Origin of the sequence: Pseudomonas sp. ICMP 460, assembly GCF_002723595.1 — a bacterium.
GTDB classification, from domain to species: Bacteria; Pseudomonadota; Gammaproteobacteria; order Pseudomonadales; family Pseudomonadaceae; genus Aquipseudomonas; species Aquipseudomonas kitaguniensis.
Genome location: NZ_LKBR01000068.1, coordinates 36,371 through 52,709, shown reverse-complemented (window position 1 = coordinate 52,709; position 16,339 = coordinate 36,371). Strand labels below are relative to the sequence as shown.

Here is a 16,339-nt window from a genome sequence, read left to right as displayed (position 1 = left end):
GTATACAGGACCCGGCGCACCCGAAGATGCCCCACGCACAGCCGCCATAAAACGACGTCACAGCAGAAGAAGCCTGTAATCGTATGGAGGTCGCACACCTGTACATCGGTCTGTCAAAACCGGTCGCCATGAGGGCGACGGCGGAAGGGTATCGCCCTGTCTCACCTAGCGCAACCCTGCATGAAAACTGCAACAATTTGCGTAGCTCTTGGGCTGGCTGTGCGGAGTAATACCAGGTTGTTCGTGACCTCCTTCACAAAACCGTGCACACACTGACATTGAAGTTCTAGCCGCTTACCGGGCAGGACGCGCGCCAAACTGAATCACTAGCACGCAAAAGGAAGTGAATATGACCGAAGTATGGAATCTGGAAGCGTTGCGGGCACAGGTCAAAATTCGACAGCCTGAGGCAAGCAAAAGGCTTGTCCAGCGCTAAGCTTGAAGAAAGCCCGCAGGTTTCTTTGGATTGAATCGTACAATCGAAAACGAAAAAGCCCCGTAGCTTGTTCAGCTACGGGGCTTTTTCTATGTAATGGCGGAGAGATAGGGATTCGAACCCTAGGTACCGGTGAAGGTACAACGGATTTCGAATCCGTCCCATTCGGCCACTCTGGCATCTCTCCAACGGCGCGCATCATAACAGTGTGTTTCGCGGAAGCAAACCCCAAAAGCGATTTTTTTCCGTTCTATCAGATGCTTGCGTGGATTAAAGCGGTACGCCGAGGCGGTTGGCGACTTCTTCGTAGGCTTCGATGACGTCACCGAGGCCTTGGCGGAAGCGGTCTTTGTCCATCTTCTTCTTGGTGTCTTTGTCCCACAGGCGGCAGCCGTCCGGGCTGAATTCGTCGCCCAGGACGATGGAGCCGTCGTGGAACACGCCGAATTCCAGTTTGAAGTCGACCAGCAGCAGGCCAGCGTCGTCGAACAGCTTGCTCAGCACTTCGTTGACCTTGAGGGACAACTCTTTCATGCGCGCCAATTGCTCGGCGGTGCCCCAGCCGAAGGCCACAACGTGGGATTCGTTGATGAACGGGTCGCCCTTGGCGTCGTCCTTCAGGAACAGCTCAAACGTGTAAGGGTTGAGCTTGAGGCCCTCTTCCACGCCGAGGCGTTTGACCAGGCTGCCGGCGGCGTAGTTACGCACGACGCATTCGACCGGGATCATATCGAGCTTTTTCACCAGGCATTCGGTGTCGCCCAGCAATTTGTCGAATTGGGTCGGGATGCCGGCCGCTTCGAGTTTCTGCATGATGAAGGCGTTGAACTTGTTGTTCACCATGCCTTTGCGATCAAGCTGTTCGATGCGCTTGCCGTCGAACGCCGAGGTGTCGTTGCGAAACAGCAGGATCAGGCGGTTGGCGTCGTCGGTTTTGTACACCGACTTGGCTTTGCCGCGGTAGAGTTCTTCACGTTTTTCCATGATGGGCTCCGCTTTGAGTGAGGTGGGCTAGGCGATGTGTCGCCAGTCGAGCCCTGAATCTTGATCGGCCAATTGCAGCCAGTCCGGGTCGCACCCAAGGGTGTCGACAAAACATTGCCGGGCAAGCGTCGGCAGGTTGTTCTTGCTGCTCAGGTGGGCCAGGACCAGGTGTTGCAGGTCTTGCCAGCCCAACTCATACACCAGGTACGCGGCCTGGTGGTTGTTCAAATGCCCCAGCTCGCCGCCCACCCGCTGCTTGAGAAAGTACGGGTAGTGCCCACGCGCCAGCAGGTCTCGGCAGTGGTTGGACTCGATCATCAATGCATCGAGGTCGCGGTAACCGTCCAGCACCTTGGCGCAGTAGGAGCCCAGGTCGGTGAGCACGCCGAAACGTCGCTCGCCGTCACTGAATACGTACTGTGTCGGCTCCTGTGCGTCGTGCGCCACAGCAATCACATTGATGCTCAACGCGCCAATTTGCAGCTGCTCGCCACCGGCCAGGAAACCTGCGGGTTCTATGGGTTTGCGCATCCCGCGCAAGGTGCCGCGACTCAGGTACACCGGAAGATTGTAGCGCCGAGACAGCAAACCCACGCCATGCACGTGATCGGCATGTTCGTGGGTTACCAGAATCGCGCTCAGTTGCGAGGGGTGAACCCCCAAACGCAACAGGCGCCGCTCGGTTTCTTTTAACGAGAAACCACAATCCACCAGCACATACGTGTCGTCATGTGCGACCAGCGTGCCGTTCCCTTGGCTACCGCTGCCGAGAACGGCAAAACGCATCGGATCAGCCCAGGTTGTCCTGAATCACGCCCAACACTTTGCGCGCTGTTTCAGCTGGCGCGACAGTGTTGATGTTTTTCTCGACGGTGACTTGTACGCTTTCGCCAACCTTGCTCAAACGAACCTGGTAACGCTCAGCGCGAGTTTCAACTTCTTCCTTGGTCGGCGTGGTGCCGAACAATTTGCCGAAGAAACCTGGCTCGTCATCTTTCTTCACGGCCTTTTCAGCCACGTTGATGTAGTACAGGCCAAGGCTGCGGTTGATGTCTTCAACGCGCCAAGGGCCCTTCTCCAGCGCGCGGCCTACACTGGCCCAGGCACGGTCGAGGTCTTCACCCAGGTTGAGCACCACGTTGCCGCTGCCGTCTTCGGTGAGGCTGACGCGGTTAGGCGTGTCGTAATCGCGTGCGGCGAGCAGGGAAACGGAACCGCCCTTCTCGGAGATACGGCTCATGCTGGCCAGCATTTCGTCGACCAACGCGGCGTCAACGCCCAAGTTGACCGAACGCGGGGTGAAGTCGACGTTGGCGGTGCTGCCGGCTGGGCGCTCGGCGCTGACCACGTAGACTTCACTGGTGTTGCGCTGCACGCCGGGCTCGATGCGTACACGCACACGGGCTTCGTTGTCAGCGGCTACACCGCCCGCCTGCAGGCGCTGGGCCATGTTGGCGGAGAGTTCGCTGCTGCGCTGCCATGCCGTGGTGAACTCACCGGTCTGCGGGCGTTGCTGGTCAATGCGAAAACCGTTGTCCTGGAAGAACTGCACGGCCACCGGCCAGACTTCGGCAGGCGGGCGTTGCGCGATGATCCAGCGGTTGTCGCCACTCTTTTGCAGGCTGTAGTCGCTGGCGTCAGCCACGGCCGTGATCGGCTGTGGGCGTGGCACCACGTACTCACCCTTGGCGGTGTCGTCGGCAACGTTGCGCGGGATAGGCAGCAACGGGTCAAGGCGCTTGGCGACATTGACGTCCGGCGGCAGTTGCATCGGTTTGGTTGCTTGTGCTTCCAGGTAATCGCTGCCGCGGTCACGGAAGTAACCATCCGGGCCCCAAATCCAACCGCAGCCACTGGTGCTGGAGATAATCAAGGCAAGTGCGGAAAGTCCGGCCAATCGCTTCATGCGTAGTGCTTCCTCAATTAAACCAGGACGCCGGACTGGCGCAGGGCCTGTCGCAGCGGTTCGTGACAGGCTTCGCTGAGCCGGGTGAGCGGCAGACGGATACCGTCCGGCATCAAGCCCATTTCAAACAGCGCCCATTTCACGGGAATAGGGTTGGATTCGATAAACAGTGTTTTGTTGAGCGGCATCAGCTTCTCGTGGATGGCACGGGCGGTAACGGCGTCACCGGCGATGGCGGCGGCGCACATCTCGCTCATGGCACGCGGGGCGACGTTGGCGGTCACCGAGATATTGCCTTTGCCACCCAGCAGGATCAGCTCGACAGCCGTGGCGTCGTCACCGGAATACACCAGGAAGTCGCTGCTCACGCCGGCCAGGATGTCTTTGGCACGTTGCAGGTCGCCGGTGGCTTCCTTGATACCGATGATGTTCGGCACGCTGGACAGGCGAATCACGGTCGCCGCCTGCATGTCGCAAGCAGTGCGGCCGGGTACGTTGTAGAGGATCTGCGGAATATCAACCGCTTCGGCAATGGTGCGAAAGTGCTGATACAGGCCTTCCTGGGTCGGCTTGTTGTAGTACGGCGTCACCAACAGGCAGGCATCGGCGCCGGCCTTCCTGGCGTTTTTGGTCAGCTCGATCGCTTCACGCGTCGAATTGGCGCCCGTACCGGCGATCACGGCGATGCGGCCCGCGACACGCTTGACCACAAATTCGATCACCTTGATGTGTTCTTCCACATCCAGCGTGGCCGATTCACCTGTGGTCCCGACCGCCACAATGGCGTTGGTGCCTTCTTGCAGGTGGAAGTCCACCAGTTTGCCCAGGCTATCCCAGTCGAGATGACCTTGTGCATCCATGGGTGTGACCAGTGCCACCATACTGCCCGCAATCATGCAACCGCTCCTGCCGGAAAAAGAGAGCCGTAATGGTACTGGCGCCAAGATGCTTGTACAAGCGAAGTACCGCCTGAGGACGCGTTCTGGATCAACTAAACGACGGGCAATGCCATCATTGGGCCAAAGCCTGCTCTGAAGCACGTTGAAATCCGACCGATCACGCAATGAAAACGCCACCTCCTATCCCTTGGCGACGCTTTTCGCTACCCTTCATGCTTTGATCGATACGGCCCGCACAGTATCGACCGCTCATCGTTTAGGAAGGCTGCATGTCCACCCCCACAGTTCGCGAACAATTCCTTGTTATCAGTGCCCTCGGCGCCAACCCCATGGAGCTGACCAACGTCCTGTGCCGCGCCAGCCATGAAAATCGCTGCGCCGTTGTAACCTCGCGCCTGACTCGCCATGGCGAGTGCAGTGCGCTGGTGCTGCAGATTTCCGGCACCTGGGACGCCCTGGCGCGCCTGGAGACCGGCTTGCCGGGCTTGGCCAAGAAGCATGACTTTACGGTTAACGTGGTACGCAGCGCCGCGCTGGAAAATCGCCCACAGGCCCTGCCTTATGTCGCGTATGTCAGTTCGGCTTACCGCTCGGACATCGTCAACGAGCTGTGCCAGTTTTTTATCGACCACAATGTCGAACTCGAAAACCTGACCTGCGACACCTATCAGGCCCCGCAAACCGGCGGCACCATGCTCAATGCCACGTTCACCGTGACCTTGCCGGCAGGCGTGCAGATCAGCTGGCTGCGTGACCAGTTCCTGGATTTCGCCGATGCCTTGAACCTCGACGCACTGATCGAGCCATGGCGCCCACAAAACCCAATGTAAGGACGTACTCATGCCGGTAGCGATCGACACACCCGTGGCCGACTTCGAAGCCCAGGCCACCAGTGGCCAGACCTTCAGCCTCGCCGCCCTCAAGGGCAAGCAAGTGGTGATCTACTTCTACCCCAAAGACAGCACCCCGGGCTGTACCACCGAAGGCCAGGCTTTTCGTGACCAGTACGCAGCGTTCAAGGCCGCCAATACAGAAGTGTTTGGCGTGTCGCGCGACAGCGTGAAGTCCCACGAAAACTTCAAGGGCAAGCAGGAGTTTCCGTTCGAGCTGATCAGCGATAAAGACGAAGCGGTTTGCCAGCTGTTTGATGTGATCAAGCTGAAGAAACTGTACGGCAAGGAATACCTGGGCGTAGATCGCAGCACTTTCCTGATCGACCAGGATGGCGTGCTGCGTCAGGAATGGCGCGGCGTGAAAGTGCCAGGGCATGTGGATGCCGTGCTGGCAGCGGCGCAGGCCTTGAACAAAGCTTGAATTCTGTCTGTGGCGAGCGGGCTTGCTCGCGTTGGAGTGCGAAGCGCTCCCACTCTTTTTAGGGCCGCTGCGCAGCCCAACGGGAGCAAGCCCCCTCGCCACAACAAGCCCCTTGCCACAGCAGGCACACTGGCCACAACAAGCCCCCTGCCACAGTCAGGTCGCTGCTGTTACAACAATGGCGCCACAACCGGCTCTCGCCGTGGCCACGCATCCAGTACGGCCTTGAACAGCGTCGCCAGGGGAATCGCAAAAAATACTCCCCAAAAACCCCACAACCCGCCGAACAACAACACCGCGCAGATGATCGCCACCGGGTGCAGGTTAACCGCCTCCGAGAACAGCAGTGGCACCAGTACATTGCCGTCCAGGGTCTGGATAATCCCGTAAACCGCCATCAGGTAGATAAACTGGTCACTCCAGCCCCACTGGAACAACGCGATCAACGTCACTGGCACCGTCACCACCACCGCGCCAACATACGGCACCACCACCGACACGCCCACCAGCAATGCCAGCAGCGCCGCGTAGTTCAGGTCCAAGGCTATAAAGGCGATGTAGGTGACGCCCCCGCAGATAACAATCTCAATGACCTTGCCGCGGATGTAATTGGCGATCTGCCGGTTCATCTCCTCGGCCACCCGGGTAATCAGCGCGCGTTCACGCGGCAGGTAACCGCTGACCCAACGGCCGATCATTGCGCGGTCCTTGAGGAAGAAAAACACCAGAATCGGCACCAGCACCAGGTAGATCATGATGTTGACCAGCAGCGGCAGGCTCGACAGGGAAAAGGTCAGCGCCCATTGCCCGAACTTGCCGATCTCGCCGCGTGCCAGCTCGATGGCCTGCAACACCTGCTCATCCGACACCAGGTGCGGATAGCGCTCCGGCAACAGCAGCAACAGTGATTGCCACTTGGCGAGCATGCCCGGCAGCTCGTTGAACAGGGTGATCAACTGATGCCACAGCAGGGGCAACACCACCACGATAAACACCACCAGCACACCCATGAACAATGCAAACACCAGCCCCACCGCCACCCCGCCCGGCAAACGCAAACGCTCCAGGCTGGTGACCAAGCCTTGCATCAGGTACGCCAGCACCATCCCCGCCAACACCGGCGCCAACATCCCACCTAACGTGAGTACGGCGCTAAAGGCCAGGAACAGCAAAACGGCCAGCACCACGGCTTCTTCATCCGAGAAGTAGCGCTGAATCCAGTCTCGTAACACTTTGAACATCAATTAACCTCGGGTGGTGGGGCAAACGGCTCAGGCCTTGCGCAACCAATAACGGTACACACCGGCGAGGTCGTCCTCGTGCAGCAGGGTATGCCCGGCCAACTTGGCGAACGTGCGAAAATCGCGCTGGGAGCCTGCGTCTGTGGCGGTCACTTTAAGCACCGCACCACTGGCCAACCTGTTCAGTTCCAGCTTGGCCTTGAGCAACGGCAACGGGCAATTGAGGCCACTGGCATCGAGTTCGGCATCAAAGGCTACAGCGTCAGTCATGGTTTTACTCCGGGCAAGCGTTTGGGGTGCTTAGAATATCTGGTCCCACGCTCAGTGTCCGGCTACAGTAAGCTCTTTGTCGAAAGGCCCTGTGCATGACTTTTTTGCGCCCCACCCTGCTGACGCTGGCCTGCCTGCTGGCCTCTCCAGGCTTCGCTGACGACCTGCCGTCACTTGGCGACGCCAGCTCTGCCATTGTCTCGCCACAACAGGAATACCAGTTGGGCCGCGCATGGCTGGCCTACCTGCGGGGCCAGGTCTCGCAGCTTAATGACCCACAGCTCAAGGATTACGTCGAAACCAGCGTGTACAAGCTGGTAGAGACCAGCCAGGTGAATGACCGGCGCCTGGAGTTCATCCTGATCAACAGCCCGCAGCTCAACGCGTTTGCCGCACCCGGCGGCATTGTCGGGGTTAACGGCGGTTTGTTTCTGAACGCACAAACCGAAGGTGAATATGCCTCGGTACTCGCCCACGAATTGGCCCACTTGTCCCAGCGCCACTTTGCCCGTGGCGTGGAAGCGCAGTCGCGCATGCAGCTCCCGATGATGGCCGCGCTGCTCGGCGGCATCATCGCTGCCGCAGCGGGCGCGGGTGATGCCGGTATTGCCGCGATTGCCGGCAGCCAGGCGGCGGCCATTCAGGAGCAACGCCGGTTCTCGCGCCAGAACGAGCAGGAGGCTGACCGTATCGGCATCGTCAATCTGGAAAAGGCCGGTTACGACCCGCGCTCCATGCCAACCATGTTTGAACGCCTGATGCGCCAATACCGTTTCGACGCCAAGCCGCCGGAGTTCCTGCTGACTCACCCGGTGACCGAATCGCGTATCGCCGACACCCGCAACCGCGCAGAGCAAGCCAAAGCCGGCGGCAAGGAAGACAGCTTGCGCTATCAACTGATTCGCGCACGCGTGCAACTGCAATACGAAGACACCTCAGGCCTCGCCGCCAAGCGCTTCCGGGCGCAATTGGACGAGAACCCGAAAAACGATGTGGCGCGTTATGGCTTGGCCATCGCCCAGATCAAAGGCACGCAGTACAAAGAGGCGCGCGAAACTTTGCAGCCGCTGTTGGCCAAGGCACCCAACGACATCACCTACAACCTGGCGCAAATCGAGCTGGACATCGCCAATAACCGCTTGCCCGATGCGCAGCAACGCACCGATCAGATGCTCACCCAGTACCCTGGCAACTATCCGCTGAACCAGGTGCGAGTGGACTTGCTGCTCAAGCAGAACCGCACCGCCGATGCCGAAAAGGCACTGGATGCCCTGCTCAAATCGCGCCCTGATGATCCGGACGTGTGGTACCAGGTCGCCGAAACGCGCGGCTTGTCCGGTAATATCATCGGTTTGCATCAAGCCCGCGCCGAGTACTTCGCGCTGGTGGGTGATTTCCAGCAGGCTATTCAGCAACTGGACTTTGCCAAGCGCCGGGCAGGCAACAACTTCCCCTTGTCCTCGCGCATTGATGCACGCCAACGCGAGCTGATCGAACAGGAACGCTTGGTCAAGGGGATGATGAGCTAAAGCTGTCACCCACAAAAAAGCCCCGCCTTCGTTAACCGAAGGCGGGGCTTTTTGTTGTTACCGGGTTACCGGCTGGCGGATTACTCGGCCAGCTTGAAGGTGATGAAGCTTGCGCGGCCCTGACGCAGAACCCGCATCGACACCGAACGGTTCTTCGGCAGCGCCTTGGCGATGTCGGTGAACTGCTTGGTGCTGTCGATGGCTTGGTTGTTCAGGTGCGTAATCACGTCACCCGGCTGCAAGCCAATCAGAGAGGCAGGGCCGTCCTGCACTTCTTTGATGACTACGCCACTTTTAAGGTCGAAGCTCTTCTTCTGCTCATCCGTCAGCTCAGCCACGGCGATGCCCAGGCGGTTACTGCTGCGCTCAGCGCCAGGCTTCGCATTGCCCAAAGCATCCAGGGCAGCACCCTCTTCAGGGATGGCACCAACGGTCAGCTCTACGTTTTGGCGTTTGCCTTCACGAATCACTTCCAGCTTGGCTTTACTGCCCGCCTTCAGTGCGCCTACCAAGTGCGGCAAGTCTGCCGACATGATGATCGGCTGGCCATTCATGCTCAGTATCACGTCGCCCACTTGCAGGCCACCTTTGGCAGCCGGGCCATCATCCTGGATCTGCGCGACCAGTGCACCGGCCGGCTTATCGAGGCCGAAGGACTCAGCCAGGTCTTTGTTCACTTCCTGAATCACTACGCCCAGCCAGCCACGGCTAACCTTGCCACCGCTTTTCAGTTGATTGGAAACGTCCATGGCCACGTCAATCGGGATGGCGAAAGAAACGCCCATGAAACCACCGGAACGGGTGTAGATCTGCGAGTTGATCCCGACCACTTCACCCGCCAGGTTGAACAGCGGACCACCCGAATTACCCGGATTGATCGGCACGTCGGTCTGGATGAAAGGCACGTAGTTTTCGTTTGGCAGGCTGCGACCGATGGCGCTGACGATGCCCTGGGTCACGGTATGGTCAAAGCCAAACGGCGAACCGATCGCCACTACCCACTGCCCAGCCTTCAGGTCCTGGGATTTACCGAGTTTCAATACCGGCAAATCTTTGCCTTCGATTTTCAGCAAAGCCACATCGGAACGCGGGTCAGTGCCCACAAGCTTGGCTTTCAGCTCACTGCGATCAGCCAGGCGCACGAGAATCTCGTCAGCGTCGGCAATCACATGGTTATTGGTGAGAATGTAGCCATCGGGCGAAATGATGAACCCCGAGCCCAAGGACTGCGCCTCACGCTGGCCACCACCGCCACCGCCACCGCCACGCGGGGAACGCGGCTGTGGCATGCCACGCTCGAAGAACTCGCGCAGCATCGGCGGCAAGCCCTCAAGGTCCGGCATCTGCTGGTTCGAGACTTTGCGATCCGGCAGTTTTTGCGTGGTACTGATGTTCACCACAGCAGGCGATGCTTGCTCCACCAATTGGGTGAAGTCAGGCAGTTCGACCGCTTGCGCGGGCACGGCCTGACCCAGCACCAACACCGTGGCGACTATGGATAGATAAGACTTCAAACGTGGTATCGACATACAGCTCCCGTTACGACGAGCAGGGTTGAGCGACAGGGTTCAAGAAACGCCGAAAACTGCGACCGGCATCTTTGTTCCGCGAACAAAACAAGGCCAGCGCCGTTAAGCCCTGACCTATAAAAAACATGGGGGATTTTTGCAAGTGAAAATACTGATCCAGAAATTTCATGCTCTCAGCACTCGACCAAGCATACGCTCAGACTGAAAGGTCAGGATGAACACAGGATTAACAATTCACTGCTTGGTGACTGCCTTTTCGCCACGCACCGAAAGCGCAATGCGCTCGGCGGTGCCGATCGGGATTTCCCCCACAACCGTCACCATTACTTCGCCATCGACGGTGTTCAGGCGGCGAGACACCGCCACCGTCGGGCCTAACTGCGTGCGTGTTTCATTCACAGTGGCGCCGTCAGTTGATTCAACAAACACCGAAAAACGCGCAAGCCCATCTTCGAACATCAAGCTGTCGACAGTCGATTTTGTGTGGGGATCTTTGCGCGCAATGCTGTTGGTAAGCTGGAAACCAGGAGGCAGCCAATCCAGATGCCATACTTGGGTAGCAGGCACTTCAAGCGCTTTGCTGGTCGAGAGCGCTACCGGTGCGCAATCGCCCGTAGGCTGCAAGTCTGCATCAGAGGGTGCTGGCGAAGTGTTCAGTCGCGTGAACTGAAAGCGCTCCAACAATTGCCCCTGATCATTGAGCAACAGGGACTTAAGCGGCAGCGCTGTTTCGCGATCCAGGTGCAATTCAAAACCATAGCGGTAGGGATCGCGCGGAGTGATCGATACGATTACCGCTTTCCGGCCAGCCACGCGAGATTTGCCAATGACGGCAAGTTCGTAAAATTGAGTTAGTTTTTTTGGATCAAGTGCGCGCGAAGGCGCTTCAGGCGAATTACCAAGGCCGGCAACCAGAGTGCCACTGACGCATTGCGTGTGGCCATCTACACGCACGACTTCCTGGGCAGAACCGTCGAGTTGCAAAAGCCGCTCGCGGACTTGGCCATTCTGGACACGGTGCCAGATGTCATGGGTAGAAAAACTACCGTTGCGTTCGTAGACAAAGGTGCCTTTAAAACTTTGCTGCTGCTCGGCACGCCCAAGTCGAGTCAGCCAGTTTTGGGCTTCATCGGCATGGGCGGGGAGTGCAAAACAACCACTAAGCAAAAACGTAAGGAGCGGTATGGCGCGCATAGGGCTCCTTAGCGGTCTAGCGGTTTTCCAGGCTTGCAGCACGAGCGTATGGCAGAGCGCTTTCAGTGCCTTTCAGGGCAGATTCCTGCGCATGTTGACGCAGATAGCCTGGAAGACGCTGATCTTGCCAGCCGGATTGCCCTTGCAGCACACCGGTGGCCATGGGGCCGGTGGTGTCTGAGCTTTCCTTGTAGCCAGCCAGTACCGCTGGGCCTTTGACTTGCGGACCGGCCATGACCGGCTGCTGGGTCTGTTGGGCCAATTCGGCACCCGCGATTTCGTCTTGGTTGTACAGACGAACACCGGCCAGCACAGCAACAGTTACCGAAGCAGCGACTGCCAAGCGACCCAGGCTACGCCAAGGACCACGAGCAGCTTTTGCCGGAACGGCTTCATCAGCCAGCGCGGCAGAAACGGCCGCAGCAATATCCAGACGAGGGATTAGAAGATCCTTGTGCATCACCGCCCGAGCGACTTGGTAACGAGACCAGGTATCACGGGTTTCAGCATCATCAAATGCAGTAAGCACTCGACGAAGTTCCAGTTCATCCGCTTCGTTATCCATCACTGCGGACAGCGATTCCTGCAGGGCATCACGACTCATGGCGGTTCCTCTCTTGGCTGTCGCCGCTGTCTTTAGTTTTCCTGCAACAACGGTTGCAAGGCTTTGTCGATGGCTTCCCGGGCCCGGAAAATCCGTGACCTTACAGTCCCCACCGGACATTGCATGACGCTCGCAATGTCTTCGTAACTCAGACCATCGAATTCACGTAAAGTTAACGCCGTACGCAAATCTTCTGGCAGTTGCTGAATTGTGCGATGAACGGTTCCTTCGATCTCGTCGCGCAGCAATGCACGCTCCGGCGACTCGAGATCTTTGAGGCCGTGGTCACCATCATAAAATTCAGCATCTTCTGAACTAACATCACTATCGGGTGGGCGACGACCGCGAGACACCAGATAGTTCTTCGCCGTGTTAATGGCTATGCGGTAAAGCCACGTATAAAACGCACTGTCACCGCGGAAATTGCCCAGTGCACGGTACGCCTTGATAAAGGCTTCCTGTGCAACGTCCTGCGCTTCATGGGTGTCGTGCACAAACCGCACGATCAACCCGAGAATTTTGTGCTGGTATTTCAGCACTAGCAGATCAAATGCCCGCTTGTCGCCGCGTTGAACGCGCTCGACGAGCTGCTGATCCTCTTCCTGGGTTAGCATGAACACTCCTCGTTGTACTGGGAGGAGGCTTGCATAACTAAACGATCAGGCTTGCAAACATAGACTCGGACTTTTCGCAAAAGTTCTCCCCCTCCAAGCAAGTTTCCGGCGCGCACTGATTTGGCACACACGAAAAACGCAGTACGGGCAATGCCGACTGCGCGAATAATCTTGTCGCCGGTTTTATGACGCGTCCAATGCTCCCGACGGGCCAATAAAATCAACGCTTTCCCAGCTTCCGGGCAACCTGCTATTGAGTCGGGGCTTATGCAAAAAGTTCCCGATTCAATAACCGTTCGAGTTTACCCTAGCTGTGCTTCGTAATCTCACATTGCCACGAATGCCTTGCTATTGTGCCGCTCCCCCCCTCTATATACTAGTGGCCCGTGTGACCCTTTGATTCGCCGATCCGGGCGTCGTGTATGCGCCAGCCTTTGGATCGCTATTTGCGGAATCCCTGAAATGAGCCAACAGTTTCAACACGATGTTCTGGTAATCGGTAGTGGCGCGGCTGGCCTGAGCCTGGCACTGACCCTTCCCGGCCACCTGCGCATTGCCGTCCTGAGCAAAGGCGACCTGGCCAACGGCTCGACATTTTGGGCTCAGGGCGGTGTCGCCGCCGTGCTGGACGACACCGATACCGTGCAATCGCACGTTGAAGACACACTCAACGCAGGCGGCGGGCTGTGCGACGAAAACGCTGTGCGTTTTACCGTCGAGCATAGCCGCGAGGCTATCCAGTGGCTGATTGATCAGGGCGTGCCGTTCACGCGTGACGAACACGCAGGCAGCGACGACGGCGGATTCGAGTTCCACCTGACCCGTGAAGGCGGGCACAGCCATCGCCGCATCATTCATGCTGCCGATGCAACCGGCGCCGCGATCTTCAAGACGTTGCTCGACCAAGCCCGCCAACGCCCCAACATCGAGCTGCTGGAGCAACGAGTAGCCGTCGACTTGATCACCGAAAAACGCCTCGGGCTGGAAGGCGATCGCTGCCTTGGCGCCTACGTGCTCAACCGCGCCAGCGGCGAAGTCGACACCTACGGCGCGCGCTTCACCATTCTCGCCTCAGGCGGCGCGGCCAAGGTTTACCTGTATACCAGCAACCCCGACGGCGCCTGCGGTGACGGCATCGCCATGGCGTGGCGCTCTGGCTGCCGGGTGGCCAACCTGGAATTCAACCAGTTCCACCCTACCTGCCTGTATCACCCGCAGGCCAAAAGCTTTCTGATCACCGAAGCCCTTCGCGGCGAAGGCGCGCACTTGAAACTGCCCAATGGCGAACGCTTCATGCAGCGCTTCGACCCGCGCGCAGAACTGGCGCCGCGCGACATCGTGGCGCGCGCTATCGATCACGAGATGAAGCGCTTGGGCATCGACTGCGTTTACCTGGACATCAGCCACAAGTCCGAAGCCTTCATCAAGACCCACTTTCCCACCGTTTACGAGCGCTGCCTGGCGTTTAACATTGACATCACCCAAGGCCCGATCCCGGTGGTGCCGGCCGCGCACTACACCTGCGGCGGTGTGATGGTCGACCAACACGGTCGCACCGACGTACCCGGCCTGTATGCGATTGGCGAAACCAGCTTCACCGGCCTGCACGGCGCCAACCGCATGGCCAGCAACTCGCTGCTCGAATGTTTCGTCTACGCCCGCTCAGCGGCCGCCGACATTCTCGAACAACTGCCACGCATCGCCGTGCCGGCTGCCCTGCCTCGCTGGGACGCCAGCCAGGTCACCGACTCGGACGAAGACGTGATCATCGCCCACAACTGGGACGAGTTGCGCCGCTTCATGTGGGACTACGTGGGGATTGTGCGCACCAATAAGCGCTTGCAACGTGCGCAACACCGCGTGCGCTTGCTGCTGGACGAGATCGACGAGTTTTACAGTAACTACAAAGTCAGCCGCGACCTGATCGAGTTGCGCAACCTGGCGCAAGTTGCAGAGTTGATGATCCGCTCAGCCATGGAGCGCAAAGAAAGCCGCGGCCTGCATTACACCCTCGACTACCCGCAGATGCTGCCCGAGGCACGCGACACTATTCTGGTGCCAACCACCTACGGCGGCTGAACTTAAGACGTACGCGCAGGCGCCGGTGCACATCGGCGGCTTGCGCATCGATTGGCACACAGATCGAACGCACGCGCCACTCGCCTCGTACCCGGTAACGCAGCACCACGATCAACGGCAAGGCCAGGCTGTCGGGGCGCAATTGCACGCTGTGCCAGCCTCGCGCGGTGCTCCACAACTGCCAGCCGTCTTCGTCACGGCGCAGGCCACGAATCGACGAACGGTGAGTGAGCAGCACATGCCGCGGTAGAACCCAGGCAGCGTGAATCAGGCACAGCACTGCGCCAACGCTTGAGTACGGCAAATCGACAACGAGCAAGGCGCCCAGCGCGAACAACTGGGCAACAAGATACGCCGCCAGCAACAGCCGTGAGGCGCGCCAGCGGCATTCAAAATGGTTATTTTGGCTGAACACGGTCCAGAATTATCCGAACCATGCGCTGCAGCTCAGGATCTTCAGATTCAGCGCGCTCCATGAACCAGCCAAACATGTCCTGATCTTCACACGTCAGCAGCCTGACGTAGAGGTCGCGATCCACCTTATCAAGCGTCGCGTAAACCTCCTTGGTAAAAGGCACCAACAACACATCCAACTCCAGCATGCCGCGACGGCTGTGCCAGTAGAGGCGATTGATTTCTACGTCTTCGACCATGGAACGCTCCTCAAATAGTGCGCAAGTATACAGGCACGACCGCTGCGCAACAGTCGGCTTTAGTAGCCTGATACGGAAACTATCCATTTGGCGGGCGCCCCTCTATGATGCACCCATGACTTTTCGACCTGCGATGACCCATGGCTGACTCTGCTTTTTTCTGCGCCCTGTCCCACGAAGGCGTTCTGGCTGTTCGCGGTGCTGATGCCGCCAAGTTCCTGCAAGGGCAGCTGACCTGCAACCTCAATTACCTGAGCGATACGCAGGCCAGCCTTGGCGCGCGCTGCACGCAAAAAGGCCGCATGCAGTCGAGCTTTCGTATCCTGCTGCAAGGTGATGGCGTACTGCTGGCCATGGCCACCGAGCTGCTCGAACCGCAATTGGCGGATTTGAAAAAATACGCCGTATTCTCCAAGTCCAGGCTCACCGACGAAAGCGCGGCCTGGGTACGTTTCGGCCTGTCACAGGCGGATCACGCCCTGGCCAGCCTCGGCCTTGACCTGCCGGCCGAGACGGACAGCGTAGTGCGCACCGAAACCTTCATCGCGCTTCGCGTTTCCCCAGGCCGGGCCGAACTCTGGGTGCCCATCGAGCAAGCCGAAGCCGTACGCAACTCATTGGCCACACAGTTGCAACACGCTGACTTGAATGATTGGCTGCTGGGCCAAATCCGCGCCGGCATCGGCCAGGTCATGCCTCAGACCCGCGAACTGTTTATCCCGCAGATGCTTAACCTGCAGGCCGTCGGCGGCGTAAGTTTCAAAAAAGGCTGTTACACCGGCCAGGAAATCGTCGCGCGCATGCAGTATCTGGGCAAGCTCAAACGTCGCCTGTATCGCCTGAGCGTGAACGCGGCCGAATTGCCGGAGCCAGGCACCGCCCTGTTTTCGCCCAGCCATAACAGTTCGATTGGTGAAGTCGTCATTGCAGCGAAAGCTGACCAATCGATTGAACTTCTGGCCGTGTTGCAAGCCGAAGCTGCCGACAGTGGCAAGGTCTGCGTAGGCTCCCTGGAAGGTCCCGGTGTGCAGTTGCTTGACCTGCCTTACTCACTGGACCGCGATCGAGAGATCCAGCGTTAACCGTC

At 58.7% G+C, this 16,339-nt stretch carries 17 protein-coding genes and 1 tRNA gene; 5 read left to right on the top strand and 13 right to left on the bottom strand.

The features are described 5' to 3' along the window. Positions 1–533 precede the first annotated feature (533 nt). The 5 genes from AO240_RS25265 to dapA all read right to left on the bottom strand — a co-directional run bounded on the left by AO240_RS25265 (position 534) and on the right by dapA (position 4,222). A tRNA-Ser gene (locus tag AO240_RS25265) sits at positions 534–623 on the bottom strand. 83 nt (positions 624–706) lie between these two features. Then, on the bottom strand, positions 707–1,420 hold the full coding sequence (gene purC / locus AO240_RS25260) for a phosphoribosylaminoimidazolesuccinocarboxamide synthase (RefSeq protein WP_058413280.1): 714 nt from the start codon (positions 1,418–1,420) through the stop codon (positions 707–709). 27 nt (positions 1,421–1,447) lie between these two features. Beyond that, on the bottom strand, positions 1,448–2,206 hold the full coding sequence (locus tag AO240_RS25255) for an MBL fold metallo-hydrolase (protein ID WP_058413281.1): 759 nt from the start codon (positions 2,204–2,206) through the stop codon (positions 1,448–1,450). 4 nt (positions 2,207–2,210) lie between these two features. Further along, on the bottom strand, positions 2,211–3,326 hold the full coding sequence (bamC, locus tag AO240_RS25250; RefSeq protein ID WP_099240154.1) for an outer membrane protein assembly factor BamC: 1,116 nt from the start codon (positions 3,324–3,326) through the stop codon (positions 2,211–2,213). Between the two features lie 17 nt (positions 3,327–3,343). Beyond that, on the bottom strand, positions 3,344–4,222 hold the full coding sequence (gene dapA / locus AO240_RS25245) for a 4-hydroxy-tetrahydrodipicolinate synthase (RefSeq protein WP_099240152.1): 879 nt from the start codon (positions 4,220–4,222) through the stop codon (positions 3,344–3,346). 272 nt (positions 4,223–4,494) lie between these two features. Between dapA and AO240_RS25240 the strand changes: the two genes are divergently transcribed. Together AO240_RS25240 and AO240_RS25235 are read left to right on the top strand one after the other, a co-directional pair. Continuing rightward, positions 4,495–5,055, top strand: a complete 561-nt coding sequence (locus AO240_RS25240) for a glycine cleavage system protein R (protein ID WP_003172487.1) — start codon at positions 4,495–4,497, stop codon at positions 5,053–5,055. Positions 5,056–5,065: 10 nt separating this feature from the next. Further along, positions 5,066–5,539 carry a peroxiredoxin gene (locus AO240_RS25235; RefSeq protein WP_099240149.1) on the top strand — a complete coding sequence of 158 codons (474 nt, stop codon included), beginning with the start codon at positions 5,066–5,068 and terminating at the stop codon, positions 5,537–5,539. Between the two features lie 170 nt (positions 5,540–5,709). Here the strand turns inward: AO240_RS25235 and AO240_RS25230 are convergent, their stop codons facing one another. Together AO240_RS25230 and AO240_RS25225 are read right to left on the bottom strand one after the other, a co-directional pair. Beyond that, positions 5,710–6,780, bottom strand: coding sequence for an AI-2E family transporter (locus tag AO240_RS25230; protein WP_099240147.1), 1,071 nt, complete (start codon positions 6,778–6,780; stop codon positions 5,710–5,712). 30 nt (positions 6,781–6,810) lie between these two features. Further along, entirely contained in the window at positions 6,811–7,050 is a 240-nt protein-coding gene (locus AO240_RS25225; protein ID WP_058413286.1) for a sulfurtransferase TusA family protein, read from the bottom strand. 95 nt (positions 7,051–7,145) lie between these two features. Between AO240_RS25225 and AO240_RS25220 the strand changes: the two genes are divergently transcribed. Then, positions 7,146–8,579, top strand: coding sequence for a M48 family metalloprotease (locus AO240_RS25220; protein ID WP_099240145.1), 1,434 nt, complete (start codon positions 7,146–7,148; stop codon positions 8,577–8,579). Positions 8,580–8,659: 80 nt separating this feature from the next. Here AO240_RS25220 and AO240_RS25215 read toward each other — a convergent pair whose 3' ends face one another. The 4 genes from AO240_RS25215 to rpoE form a co-directional block, all read right to left on the bottom strand. Next, positions 8,660–10,108 carry a DegQ family serine endoprotease gene (locus AO240_RS25215; RefSeq protein WP_099240143.1) on the bottom strand — a complete coding sequence of 483 codons (1,449 nt, stop codon included), beginning with the start codon at positions 10,106–10,108 and terminating at the stop codon, positions 8,660–8,662. Positions 10,109–10,342: 234 nt separating this feature from the next. Then, entirely contained in the window at positions 10,343–11,302 is a 960-nt protein-coding gene (locus AO240_RS25210; protein WP_099240141.1) for a MucB/RseB C-terminal domain-containing protein, read from the bottom strand. 16 nt (positions 11,303–11,318) lie between these two features. Then, on the bottom strand, positions 11,319–11,906 hold the full coding sequence (locus tag AO240_RS25205) for a sigma-E factor negative regulatory protein (protein ID WP_099240139.1): 588 nt from the start codon (positions 11,904–11,906) through the stop codon (positions 11,319–11,321). A gap of 32 nt (positions 11,907–11,938) precedes the next feature. After that, entirely contained in the window at positions 11,939–12,520 is a 582-nt protein-coding gene (gene rpoE, locus AO240_RS25200) for an RNA polymerase sigma factor RpoE (RefSeq protein ID WP_003172477.1), read from the bottom strand. Positions 12,521–12,982: 462 nt separating this feature from the next. Here rpoE and nadB point away from each other — a divergent pair, with 462 nt between their 5' ends. Next, the gene (gene nadB / locus AO240_RS25195) at positions 12,983–14,599 is read left to right on the top strand and encodes an L-aspartate oxidase (RefSeq protein ID WP_099240137.1); all 1,617 of its coding nucleotides are present in this window, start codon (positions 12,983–12,985) and stop codon (positions 14,597–14,599) included. Here nadB and AO240_RS25190 read toward each other — a convergent pair. Further along, positions 14,568–15,014, bottom strand: coding sequence for a protein YgfX (locus AO240_RS25190; RefSeq protein WP_099240135.1), 447 nt, complete (start codon positions 15,012–15,014; stop codon positions 14,568–14,570). The genes nadB and AO240_RS25190 overlap by 32 nt on opposite strands. Further along, a complete protein-coding gene (locus tag AO240_RS25185; RefSeq protein ID WP_058413293.1) occupies positions 14,998–15,252 on the bottom strand; it encodes a succinate dehydrogenase assembly factor 2 in 255 nt (84 codons plus the stop codon). The genes AO240_RS25190 and AO240_RS25185 overlap by 17 nt, the downstream gene beginning before the upstream one ends. 140 nt (positions 15,253–15,392) lie before the next feature. Here AO240_RS25185 and AO240_RS25180 point away from each other — a divergent pair, with 140 nt between their 5' ends. Beyond that, positions 15,393–16,334, top strand: a complete 942-nt coding sequence (locus tag AO240_RS25180; protein WP_099240133.1) for a folate-binding protein YgfZ — start codon at positions 15,393–15,395, stop codon at positions 16,332–16,334. Positions 16,335–16,339: the final 5 nt, after the last annotated feature.